Source organism: Desulfobacterales bacterium, assembly GCA_028704555.1.
Lineage (GTDB): Bacteria > Desulfobacterota > Desulfobacteria > Desulfobacterales > JAQWFD01 > JAQWFD01.
This window is the reverse complement of the sequence record JAQWFD010000010.1, coordinates 1-26,032: the sequence shown is the minus strand read 5'-3', so window position 1 is coordinate 26,032 and position 26,032 is coordinate 1. Positions and strand designations below refer to the sequence as shown.

At 49.2% G+C, this 26,032-nt stretch carries 22 protein-coding genes and 1 tRNA gene; 8 read left to right on the top strand and 15 right to left on the bottom strand.

What is annotated here, in order from left to right; all coding sequences use genetic code 11:
• Positions 1-17: 17 nt before the first annotated feature.
• The 15 genes from msbA to PHQ97_05415 all read right to left on the bottom strand — a co-directional run bounded on the left by msbA (position 18) and on the right by PHQ97_05415 (position 17,356).
• Positions 18-1,769, bottom strand: coding sequence for a lipid A export permease/ATP-binding protein MsbA (msbA, locus tag PHQ97_05485; GenBank protein MDD4392188.1), 1,752 nt, complete (start codon positions 1,767-1,769; stop codon positions 18-20).
• 122 nt (positions 1,770-1,891) lie between these two features.
• Positions 1,892-2,575, bottom strand: coding sequence for a lysophospholipid acyltransferase family protein (locus tag PHQ97_05480; GenBank protein ID MDD4392187.1), 684 nt, complete (start codon positions 2,573-2,575; stop codon positions 1,892-1,894).
• Positions 2,576-2,578: 3 nt separating this feature from the next.
• Positions 2,579-3,742 carry a lipid-A-disaccharide synthase gene (gene lpxB / locus PHQ97_05475; protein ID MDD4392186.1) on the bottom strand — a complete coding sequence of 388 codons (1,164 nt, stop codon included), beginning with the start codon at positions 3,740-3,742 and terminating at the stop codon, positions 2,579-2,581.
• Positions 3,735-4,694: a Gfo/Idh/MocA family oxidoreductase gene (locus PHQ97_05470; GenBank protein MDD4392185.1), complete on the bottom strand. Its 960-nt coding sequence runs from the start codon at positions 4,692-4,694 to the stop codon at positions 3,735-3,737. The genes lpxB and PHQ97_05470 overlap by 8 nt, the downstream gene beginning before the upstream one ends.
• Before the next feature lie 110 nt (positions 4,695-4,804).
• Positions 4,805-5,614 (bottom strand): UDP-2,3-diacylglucosamine diphosphatase LpxI, encoded by an 810-nt coding sequence (gene lpxI, locus PHQ97_05465; GenBank protein ID MDD4392184.1) that lies wholly within the window; start codon positions 5,612-5,614, stop codon positions 4,805-4,807.
• 22 nt (positions 5,615-5,636) lie between these two features.
• Positions 5,637-6,407, bottom strand: a complete 771-nt coding sequence (lpxA, locus tag PHQ97_05460; GenBank protein MDD4392183.1) for an acyl-ACP--UDP-N-acetylglucosamine O-acyltransferase — start codon at positions 6,405-6,407, stop codon at positions 5,637-5,639.
• Positions 6,404-6,850, bottom strand: a complete 447-nt coding sequence (gene fabZ, locus PHQ97_05455) for a 3-hydroxyacyl-ACP dehydratase FabZ (protein MDD4392182.1) — start codon at positions 6,848-6,850, stop codon at positions 6,404-6,406. Before fabZ ends, lpxA begins: the two co-directional genes overlap by 4 nt.
• 48 nt (positions 6,851-6,898) lie before the next feature.
• Positions 6,899-7,924, bottom strand: coding sequence for a UDP-3-O-(3-hydroxymyristoyl)glucosamine N-acyltransferase (gene lpxD, locus PHQ97_05450; GenBank protein MDD4392181.1), 1,026 nt, complete (start codon positions 7,922-7,924; stop codon positions 6,899-6,901).
• Positions 7,925-7,945: 21 nt separating this feature from the next.
• Complete coding sequence (locus tag PHQ97_05445) at positions 7,946-8,488, bottom strand: OmpH family outer membrane protein (protein MDD4392180.1); 543 nt, start codon at positions 8,486-8,488, stop codon at positions 7,946-7,948.
• 37 nt (positions 8,489-8,525) lie between these two features.
• Complete coding sequence (gene bamA, locus PHQ97_05440; GenBank protein ID MDD4392179.1) at positions 8,526-11,180, bottom strand: outer membrane protein assembly factor BamA; 2,655 nt, start codon at positions 11,178-11,180, stop codon at positions 8,526-8,528.
• 8 nt (positions 11,181-11,188) lie between these two features.
• Entirely contained in the window at positions 11,189-11,917 is a 729-nt protein-coding gene (locus PHQ97_05435) for an ABC transporter ATP-binding protein (GenBank protein ID MDD4392178.1), read from the bottom strand.
• On the bottom strand, positions 11,910-13,154 hold the full coding sequence (locus PHQ97_05430) for a lipoprotein-releasing ABC transporter permease subunit (protein MDD4392177.1): 1,245 nt from the start codon (positions 13,152-13,154) through the stop codon (positions 11,910-11,912). Before PHQ97_05430 ends, PHQ97_05435 begins: the two co-directional genes overlap by 8 nt.
• A 110-nt stretch (positions 13,155-13,264) precedes the next feature.
• Positions 13,265-14,746 carry a lysine--tRNA ligase gene (lysS, locus tag PHQ97_05425; GenBank protein MDD4392176.1) on the bottom strand — a complete coding sequence of 494 codons (1,482 nt, stop codon included), beginning with the start codon at positions 14,744-14,746 and terminating at the stop codon, positions 13,265-13,267.
• Between the two features lie 361 nt (positions 14,747-15,107).
• Complete coding sequence (locus PHQ97_05420; GenBank protein ID MDD4392175.1) at positions 15,108-16,316, bottom strand: type II secretion system F family protein; 1,209 nt, start codon at positions 16,314-16,316, stop codon at positions 15,108-15,110.
• Between the two features lie 89 nt (positions 16,317-16,405).
• Positions 16,406-17,356, bottom strand: a complete 951-nt coding sequence (locus PHQ97_05415) for a radical SAM protein (protein MDD4392174.1) — start codon at positions 17,354-17,356, stop codon at positions 16,406-16,408.
• A 423-nt stretch (positions 17,357-17,779) separates the two neighbouring features.
• On the opposite strand from PHQ97_05415, the gene PHQ97_05410 reads away from it, so the two are divergent.
• The 8 genes from PHQ97_05410 to PHQ97_05375 all read left to right on the top strand — a co-directional run bounded on the left by PHQ97_05410 (position 17,780) and on the right by PHQ97_05375 (position 25,596).
• Positions 17,780-20,458: a CBS domain-containing protein gene (locus PHQ97_05410; protein MDD4392173.1), complete on the top strand. Its 2,679-nt coding sequence runs from the start codon at positions 17,780-17,782 to the stop codon at positions 20,456-20,458.
• Positions 20,430-21,146, top strand: a complete 717-nt coding sequence (locus tag PHQ97_05405) for a site-2 protease family protein (GenBank protein ID MDD4392172.1) — start codon at positions 20,430-20,432, stop codon at positions 21,144-21,146. Before PHQ97_05410 ends, PHQ97_05405 begins: the two co-directional genes overlap by 29 nt.
• The gene (gene trpS, locus PHQ97_05400; protein MDD4392171.1) at positions 21,143-22,129 is read left to right on the top strand and encodes a tryptophan--tRNA ligase; all 987 of its coding nucleotides are present in this window, start codon (positions 21,143-21,145) and stop codon (positions 22,127-22,129) included. The genes PHQ97_05405 and trpS overlap by 4 nt, the downstream gene beginning before the upstream one ends.
• A gap of 179 nt (positions 22,130-22,308) precedes the next feature.
• Positions 22,309-23,040, top strand: coding sequence for a segregation/condensation protein A (locus PHQ97_05395; protein ID MDD4392170.1), 732 nt, complete (start codon positions 22,309-22,311; stop codon positions 23,038-23,040).
• Positions 23,037-23,648, top strand: coding sequence for an SMC-Scp complex subunit ScpB (gene scpB / locus PHQ97_05390; protein ID MDD4392169.1), 612 nt, complete (start codon positions 23,037-23,039; stop codon positions 23,646-23,648). The genes PHQ97_05395 and scpB overlap by 4 nt, the downstream gene beginning before the upstream one ends.
• A gap of 94 nt (positions 23,649-23,742) precedes the next feature.
• A tRNA-Val gene (locus tag PHQ97_05385) sits at positions 23,743-23,817 on the top strand.
• A 799-nt stretch (positions 23,818-24,616) separates the two neighbouring features.
• The gene (locus PHQ97_05380; protein MDD4392168.1) at positions 24,617-25,009 is read left to right on the top strand and encodes a hypothetical protein; all 393 of its coding nucleotides are present in this window, start codon (positions 24,617-24,619) and stop codon (positions 25,007-25,009) included.
• A 95-nt stretch (positions 25,010-25,104) separates the two neighbouring features.
• The gene (locus PHQ97_05375; GenBank protein MDD4392167.1) at positions 25,105-25,596 is read left to right on the top strand and encodes a superinfection exclusion B family protein; all 492 of its coding nucleotides are present in this window, start codon (positions 25,105-25,107) and stop codon (positions 25,594-25,596) included.
• The last annotated feature ends 436 nt before the right edge of the window (positions 25,597-26,032 follow it).

Sequence of the window (26,032 nt, the reverse complement as noted above, 5' to 3'; positions counted from 1 at the left end):
ATAATGCGCATGAGCCTTTACTGTCCGTTGCAGAACTGCATCTGGTGAAGCTTGTGGTATTCCCCCCGCAGCGCCAGCAACTGGTCATGGCTGCCTTCTTCCACGATCCGTCCGTCTACGATCACGATGATCCGGTTCGCATAACCGATGGTGGCCAGCCGGTGAGCAATGACAAAGGTGGTCCGGCCCTTCATCAGATTTTCCAGGGCCTTTTGAACCAGCATTTCGGATTCGGCGTCCAGGGCGGAAGTCGCTTCATCCAGGATCAACACAGGAGCATCTTTCAGCAGCGCCCGGGCAATACAGATCCGTTGTTTTTCCCCTCCCGAGAGCCGGCTGCCCAGCTCTCCGATACTGGTATCAAATTTCTGAGGCAGATGTTGTATGAAATCGTAGGCATAGGCGGCTTTTGCCGCCTTTTCGATCTGAGCGGCAGTTGCATCCGGATTTCCGTAGGCGATGTTGCTGCCGACCGAGTCGTTAAACAAAATGGGCTCCTGTGTCACCATGGCGATCTGGTCCCGGAGGGACGCAATGGAAGCGTTCCGGATATCGATCCCATCGATAAAAATCCCGCCCCCCGAAACATCATAAAATCGGGGAAGCAGATTGACCAGAGAGGTCTTCCCGCCGCCGCTCGTACCGACCAGAGCGATGATTTCGCCGGGCTTCACATCGAGATTCAGCCCCTTTAACACCATGGAATCGTCAGTCCCATCGTATTGGAACGATACGTCCCTGTAAGTGACCCGATGCGGGCCGCGGGTGATTATCACCGGAGTTTCAGACTCCTTGATATCGGATTCTTTCTCAATAATATCAAACACCCGGTCTGTAGCGGCAAGGCCCTGCTGGACCGAATTGTTCAGATGGCTCAGCTTTTTTACCGGATCATAGAGCAGCAGCACCGCGGTCATAAATGAAAAAAAAGTTCCTGCGGTGGATGTGCCGTTGATGACCTTATATCCCCCGTACCAGATGATAAACGAAATCCCGATTCCGCCAAGGCACTCCATGATGGGAGATGAAATCGATTTGGCGACAACCGCTTTCATCTCAAGCTGAAACAGATTTGACGTTCTGTCATAAAAGCGCTGTTTTTCATAATCCTCCATTCCAAACGCCTTGACGATCTTATTTCCGGCAAATGTCTCATGCAAAAAAGAACTCAGGTTCGCCATGGATTCCTGGCATCCGGTGCTCACCCGGCGGACCCGCCGTCCAAACACGTATACCGGGTAAAATGCGACGGGTAAAACCACGATAGCGCACAGGGCCATTTTCCAATCCCTGTAAAAAATAACGCCCGTCAACCCGATAATGGTAAATATATCTCTGAGAGAGCTGGTAACGGCCGTGGCGACCATCTGCTTGATGATATTGACATCGTTGGTGATACGGGACATGAGAACACCGGTTTTCTCCTTATAAAAAAACGCCAGCGACAGGTCCTGGATGCGGCTGTAAAGATTATTTCTCAATTTCCGGATGATATCCTCACCCACATAACTCATAAAATATTCCTGCCCGTACATACCCGCCCCGCGGATCACATACATAATGGCAATCACAAACGGAACAAGCTTGAGCATGGTCAAATTCTTTTTAAAAAAGATATCATCCAGGACCGGCTTGACCAGAAATGCCGTTGCCGATGTTGACCCGGCCACGATGATCATGCATACCATGGCCATAACGAGTTTGGACCAGCTGTGGCTTACCATTCTGATCAATATTCTGTGGCGACTCTTAATTTTTCGTATCAGCATGTTCGTCATCATCCCTCGACGGTTGCAATTTAATTGAGGCAAAAGGGTAAAGCAGCTGTGTCAGTGCGGCTTGAATTCAAAAAAATCCCGGAGCAGCAGAATGACTCTTTCGGCGCGATGCCTCAGTCAATACAGTGTCCGAAGGACCGGTCCAGATCAAAGGTGATCCGGCACAGTTCCTGTTCCACCTGGTTCAGGCACCGGGCCTGTTCCGCCTTATCGGCGTCCGGCGGCACGATGATCGGATTGCCCATGGCAAAGCGGCATGTGGTAAATGGGTATGGAGCGATAAAGCGGTCCCAGCTGGAAAACACCTTGATTTTTCGGGCGCTGTAGGCCATGGGCAGAATCGGAAGTCCCGTTTTTCTGGCCAGTACCACAATTCCGGGCCGGGCCTTGAATCTGGGGCCCTGCGGACCATCCGGCGTAATAACCCCCGGCTGTTGCCCGGTCTTCAGGCACCGTATCAGCTTTGACATCGCGCGAAGACCGCCACGGGTGGAAGAGCCGCGAATGGTTTCATGGCCCTGCCGCTGAAGTATCCGTGCCATAATCTCCCCGTCTTTCGACTGGCTGACCAGCAGCACACCGTTCTGGCCCTGATACAGATAGCTCGGCAGCAGCAACCGGGAATGCCAGGACACGCATATGAATTTTCTGCTGCGAATGATGGAGCGGACTTTTTTAACCCCGAACACTTCAATTTTTGTAGTGAAAAAAAGCAAATCAATAATGAGTTTTCCGAAAATGCCCACTATTTTCCATTTGAATTCGGAAAGGGTTGCGTGATTTTTATTTTTGCTCATACGTCACCGTGAATTCAGCATATCGACTGCAACGGCTGCCGTGCGCTTTGAAGCGCCCGCTCCGCCCAGGGCGTCCGTAACCTGAAAAAGTTCATTTCTTATACGCTGGAGCCTGTCCGTATCAGCTAGCATGCCACAGGTAACATCGGCTATGTTTTCCGGAGACGCCTCATGCTGAATCAATTCCGGAACAATCTGTTTTCCCGCTATCAGATTGGCCAGACTGATATGAGGCACCCGGATCAATGCCCTTCCCAGCAGATAGCTGACCGGTGATACCCGGTATATAATGATCATGGGCACCCCGTGAATGGCCGCTTCCAGGGTCACCGTACCGGATGCGGCAATGACCATTGTACACCTGCCGAAAACATCTTCGGCCGGGCAGGTAACCGTTTCCAGATTTATTCCATGCCCGAAGCGCTCGATGATGGCGCAGGCAAAGTTTTTTCCAACCGATGATGCAACAGAAACGATGAATTTCACATGCTCCATCCGTCTGCCAATCAACCGGGCAGCTTCCAGCATCACCGGCAGATGGCGTGTCACTTCTCCGTCACGGGAACCTGGAAGAAGGCCAACCACCGGAGAAGCTGACACCGGCGTCTGCTTTTGCCGTACCGCTTCAGCCGTCTTTTCAATGTCCAGCAGGGGGTGGCCGACAAAGGTAACCGGTATGTTGTGCGCTCTGAAAAGGGTTTCTTCAAACGGCAGAATCACGGCCGCATGATCGATTCGCTGCCTGATTTTTTTTATCCGCCCGGCTCTCCAGGCCCATACCTGCGGGGTGATATAATAGAGAACCGGCACACCGATTTTTTTGGCGCCTGCCGCCAGGTGCAGGTTAAAATCCGGAAAATCAATAAGAATCAGAAGATCGGGTCGAAGGCGTTTTAAGAGATTTTTGGCATCTTTCAGTGCGTTCAGAAGGCCCCTGAGTTTGGGCAGGGCCTCGGTAATCCCGACGACCGACAATTGAGAAGAATCTGCGATCAGGCGGACCCCCTCATGTCTCATGGCGACGCCGCCGATACCATGGAAATCCAGTCCATGGTGTTTGATCCGCATCGCCCGGATCAGTTTGGCCGCATGAACGTCTCCGGATGGATCGCCGACACTGATCATCACGGTCCGGGGTTTTTCGGATTGAGCCGCCGCATCATCCATTCGAATAAATCCGGTTTGTTTTACGGATTTGTTCCATAATACTCAAAGCGGTTTTCAATGCATCCCTGCCCACGGGTCCGTTTACCTCCGGCACATGACGTTTTTGAACACATTCGACAAAGGATTTGAGCTCATCATCGAGTGCATCCCCCTGGGTGAAACACATCCGGGTGACCCCCATACCCGGCACCGGGCTGTTTGAAACATCTCCATTTTTCCCGATCACGGTAATTTCCCGACCGGCAAAATCCACGGAAACATAGCCTTCCTTTTGAAACAGCCGAATCTTTCTTTCATTGCGGGTGGAAATCCGGCTTGCGGTCACGTTGGCAACACATCCGTTTTTAAATTCAAGCCGTGCGTTGGCAATATCAACATGTGCGGAAATAACGCAGATGCCTGCCGCACTGACGGTTTTCACTTCGGACCTGACAAAGTTCAGAATCAGATCAATATCATGGATCATCAGGTCCAGCACCACACTGACATCCGTACCACGGGGCTTATAAAGACTCAACCGGTGGGACTCAATGAACATCGGCTTTTTGATAAAGTCCCTGACGGCGACGACGGCAGGATTAAACCGTTCAAGGTGTCCGACCTGGATGATCAGCCCCCGGGATTCCGCGATTTCAATGAGCCGGTCGGCATCCTCCACGGTTGTGGTCATGGGTTTTTCAATCAGGACATCCACATCCTGCTCGAGAAAATCCCGGCTGACGATAAAATGATCCGATGTCGGCACAACGATACTGACCGCGTCCACTTTTCCGAACAGCTGCTCATAACGGTCATAGGCCTCGGTAGACAGCTTTTTGGCGATCTCCTCAGACTGGGATCGGTCGATATCCACCACCCCCACGAGATCGACATCTTTCATGCGTGCATATTTTTCAGCATGGAACCTGCCCAGATACCCTACACCGACAACACCCACCCGAAGTTTACTCATATCTATTTCCAAAATTTTTAAATTATATCAAAATCACGCACACAATAAGGGCGTCCACCCCAGATGCCCTTCACTGAGATTGTCTTTTTCTGATTCACACTTCCCGTGCGTCAAGCTTCTTTTAACGCCACAATAGAGATTCCGTGTGCGTCGGCAAGGGCGATCATCTCTTGCCTGTCAAAAACAACGGCATTGCCGGCTTCAATCGCAAGCGCCTTTACCCCGGCATCCTTCATGGTTTCGATCGTCCGTACGCCAACCGCAGGCACATCAAACCGGGTATCCTGCTCAGGTTTGCACACCTTCACCACCACGCCGGAACCGTTGCCAAGCCGCCCCCCCCTTTTGATGGTCGAATCGGTCCCGTCAATTGCCTCGACCGCCAGCACCGAGCCGTTGCTGATCACAACACACTGGCCCACATCGAGGCGTCCGATTTCTTTGGCGATTCGCCATCCGACTCTGATATCCGCTTCCTCGGCGCGGCCGGGCTTTCGTTTGGTCCAGCACCCTTCCTCGGCCAGCAGGTGCGGGAGTAAAAATGTCGCGGAAAGAACCCGGACGCCCTCTTTTTCAAGAAAATCTGCAAGCGCTCTGAGCAGCCCGTCATCATTCGTGTGCAAGAGCCCCGCAACCAGTGAAAGGGCTTTGATATCCGGTCGGATGTCCCGGAACATACGGGTCTTTTGGATTCCGCCCATCATAACAGCCTGGGCAACATCATGTTTCTTGAAGAAGTTGAGAAGCCGTTTAAGCTGCCCGAGATGAACCCACTCAATATCATCGACATGCCGGGCCAGGCTGGCATCGGTTTCATTCAGATGCGCCACGGCATATACACGATAGCCGTCTGCACGGGCTGCCTTGGAAAAAATTATGGGAAACTGGCCGCTCCCCGCAATGAGTCCGATTTTTTTCATTATAGCCGTTCACCCGGATATGCTATCGTGTAATCCCCCGTTCCGATTCTTTGATGAATTTAACGAATTTAACGACTTCCGGGATCTGATCGACTTCAGCCTGAACCCGCTCGATCGCCTCGTTCAGGGTCAGTCCGATCCTGAAAATAATTCGGTATGTTTTCTTCAATGCCAGGAGGCTGTTTTGTGAAAATCCGTGCCGTTTCAGCCCGACGCTGTTGAGCCCGTGGAGCGTAGCACGGTCTCCGGAAGCGATAACAAACGGCGGGATATCCTTGACAACCGCGGACTTGCCGCCGATGAACGCGTAATCGCCGACCCGGACAAACTGATGAATGCCGACCAGGCCGCCAACCGTAGCGTAATTTCCAATGGTAATATGACCGGCAAGGCTTGCATTGTTCGCCATAACCACATTCCGGCCCAGTCTGCAGTCATGGGCCACATGGGTATATGCCATCAGAAAATTTTCTTCCCCGATTTCCGTTAACCCGCCACCGAAGACGGTGCCGCGATGAACGGTCACAAACTCGCGGATGATCGTGCCCCGGCCGATTTTTACATAAGTTTTTTCGCCCTCGAATTTCACGGACTGAGGGGCCGCACCGATCGCCGCAAATTGATAGATATTACAATCCGGGCCGATGGTCACATAGGGATCTATGATCACATGCGGTCCGATTACGGTGCCGGCGCCGATCTCCACATCTTCCCGAATAATGGCATACGGTCCGATTTTTACATTTGGCCCGATTTCCGCTTTCGGGTGTATGATTGCTGTTTCATGTATCATGGTCTGTCTCCAATCGTAGCCATCAGTTCAGCCTCCGCGACAATAACATCATCGACTTTGGCGATTCCGAACATTTTGATGGCCCTTAACCGCTGTCTTATACTTTTGACTTCAAATATCAGCTGATCACCCGGGACAACGGGTTTTCTGAATTTTGCCTTATCAATGCCCATAAAATAAATCACACCGCCACGCATATCTTCCGGCAGGGATTCCATTACCAGCACACCGCCTGCCTGGGCCATCGCCTCAATAATAAGAACCCCGGGCATTACCGGTGTGCCCGGAAAATGCCCCTGGAAAAAAGGTTCATTAATCGTCACATTCTTCAAAGCGATAACGCTTTTACCCGGTATCAGTTCAAGAATTTTATCCACCAGGAGAAACGGATACCGATGGGGCAGCAATTTCATAATACCTTGAATATCAAATGTTTTTTCCATTAGTCCTCTGTATACAGTCGTGAGTCTTCCGCCCTCTGTCCTCAGCACTCAGTCCTTTTCCTCCAGGCTGGCCAACCGTTTTTCCAGTTCCGATATCTTTTTTTTCATTTCCGGAAGCATGGGGACAACCCGCTGCACCCTGAGCCATTGACGGTGAGGCATTTCCGGCGCTCCGGACATGACCTGCCCCGCCGGAATTGACTTGGCGATCCCGGCCCTCGGTCCTATGATTGCATTATCACCAATGCTCAGGTGACCGGCCACTGCGGACTGGCCGGCAAATGTAACATGCCTGCCTACCGTAACGCTTCCGGCAATGCCGACCTGCGCAACGATGATTGTATCCTCGCCAATAGTAACATTATGGGCGATATGGACCAGGTTGTCGGTCTTCACCCCCCGTTTGATCCAGGTCTTGTCAAACGCTGCCCTGTCAATGGTATTGTTGGCGCCAATTTCCACATCGTCATCAATCTGAACGATGCCGGTCTGCGGAATTTTGTAATAAACGCGACCGTCCGAAGCAAATCCGAATCCGTCACTGCCGATCACCGTGCCGGCATGGATTATCACTCGGCTGCCGATGATGCACCGTTCGAGAACCGATACATTCGGATAAATCACCACATCATTTCCGATTGACACACGATCACCGAGAACTACACCCGGATACAGTATCACCCGACTGCCGATGGTCACGCCGTTGCCAACCACACAATTCGGACAAAGGGTTACCTGATCCCCGAAGACCGTATTTTCTCCGACAACGGCACGGGAATCAATCCCTTCCGCAGGTCTGGGCGGCTGATATAAATGTTGTAAAACTATGGTAAACGCCAGCTGAGGGTTCTTGACCCGAATCAGATTTGTTTTACCCCGGTCAAAGGTCTCCGGAACAAACACCGCTCCGGCCGCTGTTTGATCGATTTTCTTTAAAAACGCCGCGCCGGCTGCAAATGTGATATCCTCTGCGGTCGCGGTATCAAACGGAGCAGCGCCACGAATCACGGCATCCGGATCTCCCTGAAGCCGTCCGCCAACCCGCTCGCATATTTCTGACAGTGTAATTTCCATTGGATGTCACCATAGCCCGCATCACGGTTTTGATGTATTGGCATATTCCGTATTGAAGCGTTTAATCACCCTGTCCGTGATATCGATCGAATTCGGGTGATACATAACCCCGGCTTCTCTTTTTTCAATGATCAGCATGTAACCATCCTCTTTGCCGATTTTTTCAACCAGATCAAATACCTGATTCTGGATCTCAATTACCAGACGGTTTTCCTGCACTTTAAAATCCGAACGGAATTTCACCTGCATCGATTTTATATCATTGATGTTGATTCTGATTTCACGTTCTTTTTCATCACGCTTTTCCTTGCTCATCACCAGAGACTCACGTTCGAACTTGCTTTTGAGTTCTTCAATTTCGTCCCCTTTCTTTTTGAGTTCGGCTTCCATTTTCTTTCCCTGCTTTGTTATCTCAGCCTGAGCAACTTTTCCGGCATCAGAATTTTCCAGAATTTTCTGAAAATCAACAATACCGATTTTTGCCACATCCGCGGCATGAACGCTCAGCACACAAACCGAAAACAAAAAACATGATGCAATCATAACGGCCTTGATTACTTTCATAGTTACCCCCTGCTATACCTGTTTAATATATCATTCGTTAAAATGCGGAACCCATGGTAAACTCCCAGCGTCCGCCGCTTTCCTCACCCTCTACAGGGTCCAGCATATAGCCGTATTCGATCCGGATTGGCCCCATGGGGGAATACCAGCGAAACCCGTAACCGATGCTTTTATGCAAGCCGGCGAAATCCACGCTTTCTTCATCATTGTACACGTTACCGGCATCGAAAAACACTAAGCCCATCAGACCGGCTTTTTTAATGAGGGGGATCAGGTATTCAATATTAAATTGAATAAATTTGGTTCCCCCGATTTCATCTCCATTATCGTCAAGCGCATGAATATCCTGCCAGTCATAGCCTCTGACCGAATTGATACCGCCGAGATAAAATTTTTCGTAATCCGGAAGTATTCCGCCGCTGCTGCTCTGGACATATCCGCCCTTACCGTGGACAAACCCTACCGTATCCCAGAATAAAGGCCAATACCAACCGGTTTCAGCCAGGTATTTGGTAAATGCGATATCTCCGCCCAGTATGCCACCGGCATGCTCAACCGTAAAGCTGTGATCGGATCCTTCTGTCGGATTAAACACCCGGTCCCTGGAATCATAGCGTATGGAGGCGGATATGCTGCTGGTGGTATTTTTACCTTCCAGCTCTTGGATGGTAACCGAGGCATCGTCCACGATATCGGTGATATCGGCTATTTCAAACGAATATGACAGATAAGCCTTTGTGTAGTCAAACACCGGATAACCGAATCTAACGGCAGCACCGGTACTGTCCTTATCATAGTCATCGTACTCCCGGGTCCACTTATAAAGGTCAACCCCGGCAGACAGGGGAATATCAAACAGCCATGGCTCCGTGAAACTGAGGGTATATTGATCCGTGGAGCTACCGAGTTCGGCCTTCAGCTGCAGGGTCTGACCCCGGCCAAACAAATTTCTCTGGGCAATGGATCCGACGATAAACACATTTTCGACACTGCTGTACCCGCCGCCGAAACTGAACATGCCGGTCGGTTTTTCCGTGACCCCCAGCTTCAATATCATCTTGTCATCCGCACTGCCCTTTACCGTATCCACTTTTATGTCTTCAAAATAATCCAGCCGATACAGATTCCGGACCCCGCGCTTTAACCGTTTACCGCTGTAGAGTTCCTGTTCGTAAACCTGAAGCTCTCGTCGAATCACTTTATCTCTGGTTTTGGTATTTCCGGAGATCAGAATTTGTTCAAAATAAACCTGATTGTTTTTTTGCACCGTATAGACGATATCGACAATGCGTTTTTCGCTGTCCTGGCTTACGCGGGGCACGATATCGGCATAGGCATATCCTTCATCCGAATAGATATCGGTAAGCGCAAGAATATCATTTCTCAACGCTTCCCGGTTGTAAAATTTTTCTTTTTTTATACTGAGCTTCTGCATCAACTGCTCTTTGGGTAACACCAGTTCGCCCTCGATATCCACCTTCCCGACTTCGTATTGAGACCCTTCCTCAATTTTCAGGGTAATAACGATTCCATCGGGATTAAAATCAACCCGGGGTTCGCCGATACGCGCCTGAATGTAACCGCTGTTGGTATAAAAAGCGGTCAGTTTTTCAACGTCCTGGCTCAGGTCCTCTTTTTTAAAATCGCCTGCAGACGTCAGCCAGGAAAAAAAACCTTCTTCCGATGTTTTGATTATTTTTTTTAATTCATTATCAGAATAGGCTTCATTACCGGAAAACACAATCTGGCGGATACGAAGTTTCTGTCCTTCCTCTATATTGTATTCAAGATCCGACTGGTTATTATCCTGGGGATAAAGCGTGTAGGCGACCTGAACATTATGGTAATTTTTATCTTTGTAAAACTGCTCGATTCGATCCACATCCTGCCGGATCCTGACCTCGTTGATGATAGCGCCGGTCTTGACATTCAGGTTCTCCTTGATCTTTTCTGTATCAAAAATCCGGTTTCCCTTGATTCGAACCGCCCGAAGCGTGGGTTTTTCTGTTACGCGAAAAATAACGATATTGCCCTCTGGTGCTTTTTCCAGTTCCACCCGGATATCGTCAAAATATCCCATGGCGTATACCGTTTTCAAATCCTCCGAAATTTGTCCGGCCCGGTATATGTCCCCGGGCTGTATCTTGACCTTCCTGAGGATGGCATCGGCTTCTATGCGTTTATTGCCCTCGACACGGAGCTTGAAAACCGTTTCGCGCTTGAAAAGGGTTTTACCGACCTGAGAAGCCAGCTCTTTTACTTTACCGAACAAAGTTTCAATGCCTGTGCCTTCGGCATAAAAAGCCACGGGCGGTGCTTCGGTAACCGTATCAAGCATCCCGGCACCCAGGCTGAAGGTATTTCCCACCCGGATAAAACTGCCCCAGACGATGTAATCCGCACCTGCGCGCTGACAGATTTTTCGGATCTCTTCGTAATGTTCCGATTTTTCCCCCGCAGGAAGGACGGCTGCCGGATCGATATCGATCACAATCGCCCCCTCCTGTTCCAGCTGCTGTTTCAGAACATCGGGTATGTCCTTCCGAAGATAGGAAAGGTCCTCTTTTGCATGGATATCAAACGGAAGCACAATGACCCGGACCGAATCCTGTGCATGGGATATTCCGGGCAAAAACCATAACATCATGCCTGTAATCAGGCCTACCCACATCAGCTTGCCAAGTCTATGCATAAAAGCCCTCAATCTGCTTCAACCAGCTGTCCCTCAACAATGGTGACCCGCCGGGACATTAAATCGGATAATTTTACATTATGTGTAACCACAACCATAGCCATCTTAAATTCTCGATTCAACTCGAGAAGAAGCTCGTGAACCTGCTCGCTGTTTTTCTGATCAAGATTTCCGGTGGGTTCATCTGCCAGAAGGATAACCGGCTTCAACACCAGCGCCCTTGCCAGAGCCACGCGCTGCTGTTCGCCGCCGGAAAGTTTACCGACCCGGTGATGTAATCGTTCCTTGAGTCCGACACGTACCAGTATGGCTTCTGCCAGTTCTCCGGCTTTTTTTTTATCAAAACCGTTGATCAACGCAGGCATCATTGCATTTTCAACTGCGCTGAATTCGGGGAGAAGATGATGAAACTGAAAAACAAATCCGATGCATTTGTTGCGGAATTTTGCCAGCCGGTCTTTGTCCAGAAGAAATATATTTTTCCCCTGGACCCAGATCGATCCCCTGTCCGGCAGATCAAGCGTCCCCAGTATATTCAGCAGGGTAGATTTTCCGATACCTGATGCGCCCACCACAGCCACGGTTTCACCCGCATCCAGATCAAAATTAACATCGGTCAGGATATCGATCCGAATCTGGCTGTCGATAAAACTCTTGCTCAGCCCTCTGACACGAATCAGCTGGTTCGATGAATTTTTATCGATGAGATTATCGGATTTTTGCCGGAACTCACCCATAACGGATCGCCTCAACCGGGTTCAGCCTGGACGCCTTGTGGGCCGGATATAAGGTGGCGATATAACAGATGGCCACCGCGGCACAGGAAATCAAGAATACATCCAGAAATTCCAGCTGCACGGGAAGCGTCGTCAGATAATACACATCGCCGGGAAGCTCGATAAACTTATAGTGTTTGAGCAATACGCACAGGACAACCCCCAGAACCACGCCCAGAGCGGTTCCGATGCAGCCGATGATCGTTCCCTTGAACACGAAAATGCGTTTAATACTCCGATCTGTCGCCCCCATTGCCTTCAGAATCGCTATATCCCTTGTTTTTTCCATGACCATCATGATCAGGGTACTGGCAATATTAAACGCAGCCACCAGAACGATCAGGGCCAGAATAATGAACATAACTGTTTTTTCCAGCTTCAGGGCTGAAAAAAGATTATGATTCATCTGCATCCAGTCTTTTGCCCAATACGGATATCCGAGTTTCTTGACAATGCCCTCAGAGATATGGCCGGCTTTATAAATATCTTTTACCCGCATCTCGATTCCGGTGACAGAACCCGGCATCCTGAGCATCTTCTGTGCATCGGATAAATTCACATAGGCCAGCGTGTTGTCGTATTCATACATGCCGGATTCAAACAGGCCGACCACTTCAAACCGTCTCATTGCCGGCAGATGACCCACAGGAGATATCATCCCCTGGGGGAGCAGCAGAAAAATTGTATCCCCGACGAGCGCTCCCAGATTCGCGGACAACTCCTTACCCAGAATAATGGGGGAAATATGAATCTTTTTATCAGCCGTCTGATTTTGTTCAGCCATCGAGGCCATTTTTTCAAGGACGGATCGGTCCAGATTTTTTATCACCCGATCCGCCGATGCCGGATCGATCCCTCTGAGAACCGCGCCGGATATGCCATAAGACGATCGAATCATAATCTGTGAATAAATAAACGGGGTCACCGCTTCGACGCCCGGAGTGTTCTCCACCTGCCGGAGGATGTCGGAATAATCGAGAAATGATCCGCCGTGGCGCATGATAACCGCATGCGATTCCACACCGAGGATTCTTGTTTTCATATCGGATTCAAAACCGGACATCACAGAAATAACGACGATCAGGGCCATCACCCCAACCGTCACCCCTGCGATGGAAAGGATGGTAATCAGTGAAATGAACGTCTGTTTCTGTTTGGCTCTGAGATAGCGGTTTCCTATAAAAAATTCAAATGACATCAGACGGATATTTATACCTCATCTATGGTGTATTCGTATTTCGTGAAGTTACCCAAAACAGATGCTCTAAAAACAGGGATGCGGCAAGGCCCGCTGCACCCCCGTATTATTTATTCCGTAGCCGGTCTCATGTGCGGGAACAAGATCACCTCTCTGATGGAAGCGGCATCGGTCAGAAGCATCACCAGGCGGTCAATTCCAATGCCCTCGCCCGCAGTAGGCGGCATGCCGTATTCCAGCGCCTCGATGTAGTCGCTGTCCATATAATGGGCCTCATCATCGCCGGCTTCTCTGTCGGCTACCTGCTGCAGGAAACGGCCTTTCTGGTCTTCAGGATCGTTTAATTCCGAAAAGCCGTTGGCAATCTCACGGCCAGCTATAAAAAGTTCAAACCGATCCGTCAACTCCGGTTCCGTATCGCTTCGCCTGGAAAGGGGTGAAACCTCCACCGGATACCCGGTAATAAAGGTCGGCTGAATCAGTTTCGGTTCAACCAGAGCGTCAAAGAGCTTGGTGATTATTTTTCCGATCCGACCCGTTTTGGTAATTGTAATGCCTTTGGACAAAGCAAATTCAATCAGTCCTTCTTTGTTGCCGAACAGTGCCGGATCCATTCCTCCGATCTGCTCCAGAGCGCTCAGCAGGGGAATCCTCTGCCATTTGCCTCCCAGCCGGATTGTATCCCCCTGGTAGGCAAGGGTTTCCGAACCGGTCACTTCCAGGGCAACCTGTCTGAACATCTCCTCGGTCAGATCCATCAAACCATTATAGGTTTCATAGGCCTGATAAAATTCCAGCATGGTAAACTCCGGATTATGCCGGGTGGAAATACCCTCATTTCTGAAATTCCGGTTGATTTCAAAAACCCTTTCAAAGCCGCCTACCACCAGGCGTTTCAGATACAGTTCCGGAGCGATTCTCAAAAACAGATCCATTCCCAGCGCATTATGATGCGTTTTAAACGGAGTGGCTTCAGCGCCCCCCGGGATGGGCTGCATCATGGGGGTTTCCACTTCAAGAAATTCCCTTTTTACCAGAAAGGCCCGGATCGTCTGAATGGCCGCACTGCGTTTCAAAAAGATATCACGCACCTCCGCATTCATGATCAAATCCACATATCGCTGCCGATACCGCTTTTCCGGATCCTTGAGCCCGTGAAATTTTTCCGGCAGCGGCCGTGTGGATTTGCACAGCAGTCTCAGTCCACTGGCAAGAAGCGTCCATTCTCCGGTCCGGGTTTTAAACAGGGTGCCGGTTAATCCGATAAAATCCCCCACGTCCAGCTGCTTGAATATGTCATAGGCCTCTTCTCCGATTTTATCTTTCCGGATATATGCCTGAAGTTGACCGGTCCGGTCTCTGAATCGAATGAACGAGGCTTTCCCAAAACGATTGACTGCCATCATACGGCCGGCGACCACCGCAACGGTATCATTTTCCGTTACCGATTCCGGAAGCGTTTCAATACGATTTTTAATAATGGCAACCGTGTCCGATGCCACAAAATCATTTGGGAAGGGGTTAATATGCTGTCGTTTCAGATCGCTTATTTTCTCCCGTCGATTTTCAACGAGATCGCTTGATTTTTCCATATTATTCAATACCTGTCTGTCGTTTTTCGTAAAAGTTGTCCGGAGACCCCACCCGGGCCGACAGCCATTGCATCAACAGATTGAATGCTGCCTGCATCTTTTCACGGCCCCGATAAACCCGTGCGGGAATGTTCCGATAATACTCAAATACAAATTGACTGTGCTAACCCATTTAGCCATTGGTGTCAAGGGGTATATGCCAATCGCCACCTGCCTGAAACGGGTGAAACCGTTACCGGTCTTGAGTCCTCAGGCCCCTGTCCCCGGTCAACCGGGCGTATACAAAAACCGGACCGATGCGCTACCCCCAGCCGGATGGCAGAGAGCCCGTCCATCGTTATGTTATCGACCTCAGGGGCAATCAACCGACAAGAGAGCCCATCTTGAAAATCGGAAGATACATGGCTATCACCAGGCCCCCGATGGTAACCCCCAGAAAAACCAGCATAAACGGCTCAATCATTGCCGTAAGGTTTTCAACTGCCTGGTCCACCTCCTCATCATAAAAATCAGCGATTTTCTGCATCATGATATCAATGGCGCCGGTCGATTCCCCCACAGAAATCATCTGGCAGACCATGGACGGAAAAACCCCGGTTTCGGACAAGGGCTCTGCCATGGACCGCCCCTCGGAAATCCCGGAACGAACCTTATACAGCGAGTTTTCAATGACTTTGTTTCCGGCTGTCCTGGCAACGATATCCAGTGCATCCAGAATTGCAACGCCACTGGAGAGCATGGTGCCCATGGTCCGCGTAAATTTGGCGACTGCGACCTTCCGGAGTAAAACGCCGAATACCGGCAATTTCAAAAACGTCTGATCGGTCACCAACTCCCCCCGGCTGGTTTTCCGAAACCTTTTAAATGCCACACTGAATGCGAACAGCCCCCCGATCATATAAAGGATGTTATTTTTAAAAAAATTACTGATGCCGATAACGATCTGGGTCGGCACCGGCAGCGCACCCCCCATATCCGCAAACATCTTCGAAAATACAGGCACGACAAACACCATAATGATGGCCACCACTCCGACCGCGATCACCAGTGTCACCGTCGGGTAAATCATAGCCCCTTTGACCTGGCTTTTGAGCTTTGCGGCTTTTTCCATATACCCGGCCAGACGTGCCAGGATCGTGTCCAGGATACCGCCTGTCTCACCGGCCGCAATCATGTTGACAAAAAGCGCGTCAAAATGTTTGGGATGTTTTTGAAGCGATTCTGCCAGGGTTTCACCGCCTTCTACCGATTCCTTTATATTTTTGATAACCGATTTGAATGTTTTGTTCTCCTGCTGAGAGTAGAGGATATCCAGGCATTGAATGATGGGCAGCCCGGCGTCCACCATCGTGGAAAACTGCCGGGCGAATATGATGATATCTTTTTCCGTGACCTTGGGCTGAAAAAAAGCCACATTTTCTAAAAGGTCCTTGGGTTTTTTCTTGATTCTGGTGGGAAAAATCTTTTGCCTGTTTAACAAAGCGCGAACCGCTTCTTCGTTCGGCGCTTCCATTTCCCCTTTCTGAACTTCGTTTTTCCTGTTTTTACCTGTCCAGATATAAATCGGCATACTTACCTCCTCCCCGGCACATGCACCATGTAATAACGGCTTCGAAAAAAAACCATATACGTCGCACCCCGAAACCCCGGTCCGCGCGACTACTCCTTGAGCGCATAAAATACGCCTCGGGGCATCTGTTCTGTAGAAATCATCCTGTTGTGAATCATATCATCCAGATGCCGTTGAACTTCCGGAACAGAAATTCCCAGCACATTACCCATATCTTCAGCCGTACAGGGCCGACGGCTGATCGTTGTCAGGATGCGGCTGCAGATGTCCTGAACGCATGCCGTTGGCCTCCGATCGACGGGCCCCGAACCAATGATTTCCGTGCCGCCTAAATAGTCCGCGATGGCTGCCAGTGTTTCCGCCCCGACGGGCTCAACCCATTTTTCGGTACCCGGCCGATCCAGAGAATTGAGCTGAATACGATCCGGATGGATGCGTCTGAGGGCCGCTTTGATGTGATCGAATTCTGTTTCGGAATCATTGATGCCGGGTACAATAAATATTTCAATCCAATACTGATTGACAAATTCCGCTCTGAATTGAACAAGGCCCCCGATAATGGCTGAAAGTTCAAGGTCCGGATGCGGTCTGTTAAGCAGGCGGAATGCCTGCTCGGAGGCGGCATCCAGTGAAGCAATCACCAGATCGGCCTCCAGGATTCTTCGCCGGACCCGGGGTTGATAAAACAATGTGCCATTTGTCAGAACCGCAACCTTATACTGAGGATAACGCGTTTTCAAAAAATGGATGATATCTCCGATATCGCTGTAAAGTGTCGGCTCACCTGATCCGGAAAAAGTAATAAAATCCAGGTCCGGCTTTCCCGACAGGAACCGGTCCAGCTCTTCTTTTACGGCTTCCGGAGAAACATACTGGTCTGTATGGATGGTCAAATCAGTGGTTTTGCCGCACTCGCAATACACGCAGTCCAACGAGCAGGTTTTATGGCGCATGACGTCCACGCCAAGGGACAATCCCAGCCGCCTTGACGATACGGGGCCAAAGATATGTTTGTAGATCGAACGGTTTGAAGTCTTCATAGGCCAAATCATTTTAATGGGTTACGATAGTTAAGAGGTGGTATCACAATCTGTTTTCAACAACAACCTGTTTGCCGGAATATATTTTCCGGCGGCCGGCAACAGACAGACGCCATTGTTTTCACCTCACTGAACATGTTAAACTTCAACTTGCCAAAGCAGCTGATATGTGCATATGCTCTACCGGATGCAGTGAGTACCGGTCAGTATTTAAACTGGCGGTACGCTGCCGGTTAAGATCGTTGGATGATACCCGAAAATTTCTTTAAAAGCCAGTCCCTTACTCATATTTTTGTTATACTGCCGTTGTCAGCGACGCCGGCGTGCCAGCTCTGTTATCAGTGCTGCATGACAGATCCGGATCGCAGATACCGTTTTTCCTAATCCCTCGAGGATACTGCTCACGGATTGATCAGGCCCATTATGTCAACAGGGAAAACCCGTCAAAAACAAAAGGCGGTCACTGTTATTACGACCCATTTGAATGCGGATTATGACGCGCTGGCCTCCCTGCTGGCAGCCCAGAAGCTCTATCCGGATGCAATCGTCGTATTTCCTGGCACCCAGGAGCGAAACCTCAGAAATTTTTTTGTCGACTCCATGGCCTATCTGTTTAATCTGGCGGCCCTGAATGAAGTTGACATTGAAAATATCGACACACTGGTTCTGGTCGATACCCGACAACCCTCACGAATCGGAAAATTTTCCGAACTTCTCGATAAAGAAAACCTGAACATTCACATCTATGACCATCACCCCGAAATGCCCAATGACATCCGGGGGTCACAGGAGGTGATTTGCCAGACCGGCGCCACCGTTACCATTCTGACGGAAATTCTTACCGATAAAGGAATTCATATTACCTCTGAGGAAGCAACGCTGATGTGCCTCGGCATCTACGAAGATACCGGGTCATTTACCTTTGCATCAACCACCGAACGCGACTTTACGGCCGCCGCCACCCTGCTGTCAAAAGGGGCAAATCTAAATGTCGTGGCCAATCTGATTTCCAGAGAGCTGAGTCCGTCACAGGTCAGGGTTTTAAACGACATGATACAGGCGTCGAGCCGTTACAATATCAACGGGCTGGATATTGTTGTCAGTACCATAAAAACAGATACGTATATCCCGGATTTTGCATTTCTGGTCCACAAAATGGTCAAAATGCAGGATATCAGCGCCGTGTTCGCCGCTGCCCAGATGGGGAACAAAATCTATCTCGTGGCCAGAAGCAAAATGCCGCAGGTGGATGTCGGAGAAATTCTCAGGCAGCTCGGGGGCGGAGGCCATGCCTTTGCCGCCTCTGCGGCCATCCGGGAAAAGACGATGGCACAGGTTGAAAACCAGCTGCTGGAAATCCTGAATCAGACCATACAGGCCCGCCGCCACGCCAAAGACATCATGTCCTTCCCGCCCATTACTGCCGATGCCGGTATTTCATGCAAAGAGGCCGCCAATCTGCTGACCCGGTATAACATCAACGCACTGCTGGTCACCGAGCATACTGATGAAAAAGAAATCCTGTCCGGATTCATATCCCGGCAGGTGATTGAAAAGGCGCTGTATCATCAACTTGAACAGGTTCCGGTCAGAGAATACATGTCAACGGAAATGGCGGTAGCAGGTCCCGATTCCGATATTTTCGAAATTCAGGAAAAAATCATCACCAACAAACAACGCATCCTGCCGATTATGGAAGGCGAGCTTGTTGTCGGGGTAGTCACCCGCACGGATCTTCTCAACATTCTGATTCAGCAGTCCCGGGATCTGGCCGGAAACACGTCCGATTCTCCGGAAGAATCGCTTCAGGCCCGTACCCGTCGCATATCAAAATTTATGAAGGAACGGCTGTCCGATCACATCGTTGAACGGCTCAGATCAATCGGAGAAGTCGCCGACCAGCTGGGATACGGCGTGTATGTTGTGGGTGGTTTTGTCCGGGATCTTTTCCTTTACCGGCCGAATGAAGACATCGATATTGTCATCGAAGGAAACGGCATCGCGTTTGCCCGGACCTATGCCAGAATGAAGGGGGCACGAATCCACTCGCATGAAAAATTCGGAACCGCGGTGATCACATTACCGGACGGCTCTAAGATTGACGTGGCATCGGCCAGAATGGAATATTACCAATTCCCCGCGGCACTGCCGACCGTAGAAATGAGCTCCATCAAACTGGACCTTTTCCGCAGGGATTTTACCATCAACACCCTGTCGATTCAGCTCAATCCTGAAAAATTCGGAACCCTGATCGATTTTTTCGCGGCGCAGAAGGATATCAAGGAAAAAACCATCCGGGTCCTTCACAATTTAAGCTTTGTGGAAGATCCCACCCGTGTATTCAGGGCCATACGGTTTGAACAGCGCTTCGGCTTTACGATCGGAAAACTGACCGCCGGCTTGATCAAAAACGCCGTTAAAATGGATTTTTTCAAACGCCTGAGCGGCAAGCGGGTATTTACCGAACTGCGGCTGATTCTGGAGGAAGAAAACCCGACATCCTCCATGATCAAACTCGATGACTATGATCTGCTCAAAACCATTCATCCGTCCATCAAATTAACGGATGAACTGATTTCGCTGTTTGATTCCGTTAAAAAAGTGGTGGCCTGGTTTGATTTGCTTTTTTTAAATGAATCCTATATGAGATGGATCGTTTTCTTTCTGGCCCTGCTCCATCAATCAAACAAACAGACATCGGTTGAAATCTGTCAGCGGCTTGAAATCTCGCACCGTTACCGGAAAATTTTCTTCAGAGAACGGTTCAAAGCGCTTCGGCTTCTTTCATGCATGGAGCAACATGAATCCCTGACAAACAGCCTGGTTTATCATACACTTTCCGGATTCAGGACCGAGTTGAATTTATACATCATGGCCAGAACCGATCACGAAGACATCAAAAAATTTATTTCCAATTATTTTACCCACCTGCGCTACATGAAACCAACCGTCAGCGGGGGGGATTTAAAACAGTTGGGACTGGAACCCGGACCGGTATACAAGGACATCCTCCAGGCAGTGCTGGATGCCAGGTTAAACGGTCTGATTTCATCACGAGAAGAAGAACTCGAGTTTGTCCGACACTATGTTTCAAAACATTGATTTAGGTCAGATTATTATCACGCTTACCCCGCTGCTGATCGGCGTCACGGTCCATGAACTGGCCCACGGCTGGGTGGCCTGGAAAATGGGAGATCCCACCGCGAAAGCTGCGGGAAGGCTTTCGTTAAATCCCCTCCGCCATCTGGATCTGTTCGGATCGTTGATCCTGCCGCTGGTTCTCAAACTGTCCGGATCTCCGATTCTGTTTGGCTATGCCAAACCGGTTCCGGTCAATTTTGCAAACCTTCGACCGTATCGGAAAGGCATCCTGTGGGTATCGGCTGCCGGGGTCATCGCAAACCTGATCCTTGCCGTCATCTCCGCGCTGGGGTTTAAACTCTGTCTGATGCTTGCGCCATTATGGTATGATTCATTTTTCAGGCCCATGATGATGGCTATCCTGGCAATGATCGGCTACAGTGTCGTAATCAACTGCGTGCTTGCCGTATTTAACCTGATCCCGATTCCCCCGCTGGACGGAAGCCGGATCGTCTCGCTGTTGATTCCGCCGTCTTTTCAGTTGTATTATTACCGGCTTGAGCGGTTCGGTATCATTATCGTAATTGGTCTGATGATGACAGGCGTACTGTCTCACATAATATCCGTGCCGCTGAATCCGCTGCTGACGTTACTGCTCGGCGATGACGGCATCCGGCTTATGTTTGGAACTACAGGAGTATTGAAATGAACAAAAAAAAACGTATTTTAAGCGGAATGAGGCCGACCGGTCCTCTTCATCTGGGAAATCTGCATGGCGCCCTGCTCAACTGGGTCGGAATGCAGGATGACTATGAGTGTTTTTTCTTTATCGCCGACTGGCATGCCCTGACCAGCGATTATGAACATACGGATCAGATCCGGAACTATGTCCACCAGATGATGATTGACTGGCTCAGTGCGGGGCTGTCCCCCGAAAAATGCACCCTGTTCGTCCAGTCGGATATCATGGAGCATGCGGAACTGTTCCTGCTGCTGTCGATGATCACCCCGGTCCCCTGGCTGGAGCGCAATCCCACCTATAAGGATCAGATCGTACAGCTGAGCAGCAAGGACCTTTCCACCTTCGGTTTTCTGGGCTACCCGCTTCTGCAGGCGGCCGATATCATCATGTACAAGGCGGACGGCGTACCGGTCGGGATGGATCAGATTCCGCATGTTGAAATTACCCGGGAAATTGCCAGACGGTTCAACTTTCTGTATGGCAATGTGTTTCCGGAACCGGAAACGATTTTAACCCAAACCCCGAAACTGCTCGGCACGGACAACCGGAAGATGAGCAAAAGCTATGATAACGCGATTTACATGTCCGGAACCGAAAAAGAAACGGCAGCAGCCGCAGCGACGATGATCACAGACCCCCAGCGGATCAAACGAAGCGATCCGGGAGACCCCGACATCTGTAATGTGTTCAGCTTTCACAACATTTACAGCGACCGGGAAATGATCGATCAGATCAACACCGAATGCCGGGCAGGACAGATCGGATGCGTACAGTGCAAGCGGATGATGGCCAAAAATCTTAACCGCTTTCTGGAACCGATTCGCGAAAAAAGGGCGTATTATGAACAGCACCCGGATCTGGTAAAGGACATCATGACCGCAGGCGCCAAAAAAGCAAAGCCGGTAGCCATACAGACAATGGAAGATGTCCGGCGGGCCATGAAAATATAGGCCTTGATCATCGTTTCGGCCACGTTGTTACGAGGTCCGTCCCTCCCATTCCCGGCATCTTTTCCCCGGATCGTGCAATGTCGTACGCCGGGAACGAGAGGGACTCCGCAGCTACGTATTCGAAAATACGGCCGAAGTTATGATCAAGCCTAAAATACAATTCTTTGACTGCGACACATATGCCAAATGAGTCCAATAAAGATGAATTCTATAAAGTAAAACTGGATCATATATTTGAAGGTCCGATGGACCTGCTGATCTATCTGATCAAAAAAAACGAGGTGGACATCTATGACATTCCGGTTGCCCTGATTACCGATCAGTACCTGGCGTACCTGGAATGGATGCAATCCATGAATATTGACTTCGCGGGGGATTTTCTCGTCATGGCCGCCACCCTGGGCCATATCAAGTCCCGAATGCTTCTGCCGGTCCACGACGACCAGGACGATGAAGAAGACCCCCGCCTGGAGGTTACCCGGCCCCTGCTCGAATACCTGCAGATGAAGTCAGCGGCTGAAATGCTGCTTGAGCGCAATCTGCTGGGCAAAGACACGTTTACCCGACCAGCCGCCCCTGACGACGATGCGCGCATTCCCGTCCGGGACGATACGATTCACATCGGTCTGTTCGAACTGATCGACGCGTTTCAGAACATACTCAAATCCATATCCCCCGAACACCGGATCGATATGACAACCGACGGGATCAGCGTAAAGGAGAAAATTTCCGAACTCGTGGATATTCTTGAAGCACACGGTGACGTTACATTCGATCAGCTGTTTGCTGCCGGCTCCGACAGGCAGACGGTGATTACGACCTTTCTGGCGGTGCTTGAAATGGCCAGATTAAATCTGATCCGGATATTTCAACATGTCCCATCCGGAATTATTCGAATTTTTTACACATGATGACGGATCTGAAACATATCATCGAAGCGTTGCTGTTTGTGGCGGACAGTCCCCTGAGCATCTCCCGCTTAAAACAGATCGTCACGCTGGCGGAAGCAGACGATATCCAAAACGCCCTTGACGCGCTTTGCGGAGAGTATGACACCCGTAAGGGCGGATTTCATCTGTGCCAGGTCGCCGGCGGATACCAGCTCCGCACCCGGCCCGAATACGCCAAATGGATCGCCGGGTTGATACAGCCCCATGCCCCGCGGTTGAGCAAGCCGGCACTGGAGACCCTGTCCATCATCGCCTACAGGCAACCGGTCATCCGCAGCGATATCGAATTTATCCGGGGGGTGGATTGCGGCAGCATTCTTCGCATGCTGCTGGAAAAAAACCTGATCCGGATCCTCGGCCGAAAGGACATCCCGGGACGGCCCCTGATTTACGCGACCACCAAAAAATTTCTCGAAGTCTTTGACCTGAAGGATTTAAAGGATCTGCCCACCCCCGAAGAAATCGAGGAAATGAGCGCAGGCCCTGCGGATCAGCCCGCGGCAGAAAACCTTCCGCCCGCTTCTCCCGATACGGAGGCCGCAGCCGACATCAATAATTTTCTTGACTAACGCCGGCGCTCTTTATATACAGATAGGACGCTCACGACGGAAAGCGAACAAAATTACCTTGTCCCCCTTTCCACGGAGCGTGACCCCACACAGCAGGCGGTTAACTCAGTGGTAGAGTGTTACCTTCACACGGTAGAAGTCGCTGGTTCAAATCCAGTACCGCCTACCAGAACACACAAGGAGTTGCGGAAGAACCCGTAACTCCTTTTTATTTTGTGCTACTGGTCTGCTGCCATACCAAAAAAATCTCACGCACGCGCAAAGGCGCAAAAAAAAGCTGTTGACTGATCAATAGTTGTCATAACGGGAAAAAATGTTTACACCGCCCGCTTCGCTTGAGGCGCAGAGAGCGCAGAGAGCGCAGAGGAAAGAATATTTGATCTCTGCGTTCTCTGCGTCTCGAGTGAGCGGAGCGAACGGGCGGTAATCCAAAAGAATAAGCAAAAAAAAGGGGTCACAAATTTTCAAATTGAGTAAGACGCCTGCTTTATCGCCATTCTTAAAAAAATGAATAACTATCAAAAAATTCTATAGAGCAATATATAACTTGAACAATTATTCCTACTCAGATAAACAAATGGTTGGTACTTCTCCCGGATATTCGAAACATGCGCTGAAACTCATTCTCTACTGAAAAGACATCAAGGCATAAACGCTTTTGCCGACATGATTCAGAATTCTGATACAGAAAACAGATCCATACGCCTCAATCCGGTAGTTCCCATCCATAAATTCGGTTTTTCAAAATCGGATATGGCGTTCTCAATGATGCAGATATAGATATCGAAATATGATATCTATATTTTTAGAAATTGCTCTAAAATTGTTTTCTAATAAACTGATTTTAAATGGGTTTTTAAATTTTTATAGCAAATTTAATTATCGGATTAGGTGTCGTTTTTTGATACATTTGCCGATTTTTTTAGGACATCTAAAACAAAGTTATATTTTGAAAGGAGAATCTTTATATGAACAGGATTCCTATTTATATAACTTTTCTGTGTTTTTTCGCCTTGGTTATTCCTAACGCCGTTTATTCATCGGAATGGTACGAAGGAGGAACCCTACACCAAGCCACGGTCAAAACATGGAAACAATCGTCCTATAGCAATAGGCTTGCAACAGCAGGTGATTGGTTTGTGTCCATAACAAAATCGCATAACCAAAGTCTTAAAAGAAAGATGGATAGTCTTTCTGCAACCCAATATCTTTCTGCGCTAAAACAGTTTGCAGTTCAGCTTGAAAAATGCGTCTCAGATACTGCATCTCTTAGTTCTGAAGGCCGTGTGGTTTCCAACCCGAATGACAAAATAGCTAAAATTGCATCAATTTGTTACATATCAATGTATGGTGTTAAGTAAATTATCGAATTGATCTTAAAGAAAATATAACATGTCACTTCAGCGGACGCAAAAAGCCGCGCCGCTGAGTTCGGCGTTAGCTTCAGGGAAAAGGGATGGATATGAACAAATGGTTGGATTGGCTGAAATTGCCAACTAAAACTTTATTTTGTCTCTGTATCGTTTTTGCGGTGATGATATTTTCCAATGATTCTGTCTTGGAGAGATTCGGTCTTAAAGTTATAACCACAGAATACAGAGCATATTTGGGAGTCGGTTTTCTTGTAACTTTTTCATTGGTAATAGTGAATATAGTTGCTTCCATTTGGAAGTTTATTTACCCATGGATAGTTCAATCATACAATATCAGAATAGGAAAAAAACGTCTGCAGCAACTTACGCCCAATGAGAAGCAGATCCTTAAGTACTACATACAAAATCAAACACGTAGCCAAATGCTCCCGATTCAAGACGGTACTGTGAATGCACTTCAAAAGGAGAAAATTATTATTCGTGGGAGTTCTCTTGGATCAATACATGGGTTTGATTACATAATGCAACCATGGGCATGGGAATATTTGAATAAAAAACACGAATTGTTAAGTTGATACATCTACAAAAAAGCTTGAACAGACTATAATTAATGCAATTGAACAGCCTGAATTATTGTGTAAACAAGGGGACGGGCATGAATAAATGCATTTCTATGAGATTGAAAGAATAATATAAGCTAATTATGCCACGCAAAGCCCGCATAGATGCCCCCGGGGCACTACATCATATTATTTGCCGTGGAATAATAGAGCGGCGAAAAATATTTGATAATGATGCCGATCGGGATAATTTTATGGAACGTCTTGGGACTATTTCCCTCATGGAATCGGGCCAAGCTAACCGAATAAAAATATAGAGATAAGGGTAACTATTCAGCGTGCTTGAAAATTAGTATACTTCCATCTACATGACAAAATCTGGCAACTTGCCGTTAAACAACAGTTCCAGTGCACGGCTTGACTTAATTCCCTGTTTCCGACAAGTAGACAA

What these genes read in the sequence shown, in the direction of transcription:
- PHQ97_05480 (MDD4392187.1), bottom strand. Translation starts at nt 2,575, where the DNA reads ATGAGCAAAAATAAAAATCACGCAACCCTTTCCGAATTCAAATGGAAA.
- PHQ97_05430 (MDD4392177.1), bottom strand. Translation starts at nt 13,154, where the DNA reads ATGTCATTTGAATTTTTTATAGGAAACCGCTATCTCAGAGCCAAACAG.
- trpS (MDD4392171.1), top strand. Translation starts at nt 21,143, where the DNA reads ATGAACAAAAAAAAACGTATTTTAAGCGGAATGAGGCCGACCGGTCCT.
- PHQ97_05470 (MDD4392185.1), bottom strand. Translation starts at nt 4,694, where the DNA reads ATGAGTAAACTTCGGGTGGGTGTTGTCGGTGTAGGGTATCTGGGCAGG.
- PHQ97_05410 (MDD4392173.1), top strand. Translation starts at nt 17,780, where the DNA reads ATGTCAACAGGGAAAACCCGTCAAAAACAAAAGGCGGTCACTGTTATT.
- msbA (MDD4392188.1), bottom strand. Translation starts at nt 1,769, where the DNA reads ATGCTGATACGAAAAATTAAGAGTCGCCACAGAATATTGATCAGAATG.
- lpxB (MDD4392186.1), bottom strand. Translation starts at nt 3,742, where the DNA reads ATGGATGATGCGGCGGCTCAATCCGAAAAACCCCGGACCGTGATGATC.
- PHQ97_05435 (MDD4392178.1), bottom strand. Translation starts at nt 11,917, where the DNA reads ATGGGTGAGTTCCGGCAAAAATCCGATAATCTCATCGATAAAAATTCA.
- PHQ97_05420 (MDD4392175.1), bottom strand. Translation starts at nt 16,316, where the DNA reads ATGCCGATTTATATCTGGACAGGTAAAAACAGGAAAAACGAAGTTCAG.
- lpxA (MDD4392183.1), bottom strand. Translation starts at nt 6,407, where the DNA reads ATGATACATGAAACAGCAATCATACACCCGAAAGCGGAAATCGGGCCA.
- PHQ97_05445 (MDD4392180.1), bottom strand. Translation starts at nt 8,488, where the DNA reads ATGAAAGTAATCAAGGCCGTTATGATTGCATCATGTTTTTTGTTTTCG.
- lpxD (MDD4392181.1), bottom strand. Translation starts at nt 7,924, where the DNA reads ATGGAAATTACACTGTCAGAAATATGCGAGCGGGTTGGCGGACGGCTT.
- PHQ97_05415 (MDD4392174.1), bottom strand. Translation starts at nt 17,356, where the DNA reads ATGAAGACTTCAAACCGTTCGATCTACAAACATATCTTTGGCCCCGTA.
- lpxI (MDD4392184.1), bottom strand. Translation starts at nt 5,614, where the DNA reads ATGAAAAAAATCGGACTCATTGCGGGGAGCGGCCAGTTTCCCATAATT.
- PHQ97_05375 (MDD4392167.1), top strand. Translation starts at nt 25,105, where the DNA reads ATGGATATGAACAAATGGTTGGATTGGCTGAAATTGCCAACTAAAACT.
- scpB (MDD4392169.1), top strand. Translation starts at nt 23,037, where the DNA reads ATGATGACGGATCTGAAACATATCATCGAAGCGTTGCTGTTTGTGGCG.
- PHQ97_05380 (MDD4392168.1), top strand. Translation starts at nt 24,617, where the DNA reads ATGAACAGGATTCCTATTTATATAACTTTTCTGTGTTTTTTCGCCTTG.
- fabZ (MDD4392182.1), bottom strand. Translation starts at nt 6,850, where the DNA reads ATGGAAAAAACATTTGATATTCAAGGTATTATGAAATTGCTGCCCCAT.
- PHQ97_05395 (MDD4392170.1), top strand. Translation starts at nt 22,309, where the DNA reads ATGCCAAATGAGTCCAATAAAGATGAATTCTATAAAGTAAAACTGGAT.
- bamA (MDD4392179.1), bottom strand. Translation starts at nt 11,180, where the DNA reads ATGCATAGACTTGGCAAGCTGATGTGGGTAGGCCTGATTACAGGCATG.
- lysS (MDD4392176.1), bottom strand. Translation starts at nt 14,746, where the DNA reads ATGGAAAAATCAAGCGATCTCGTTGAAAATCGACGGGAGAAAATAAGC.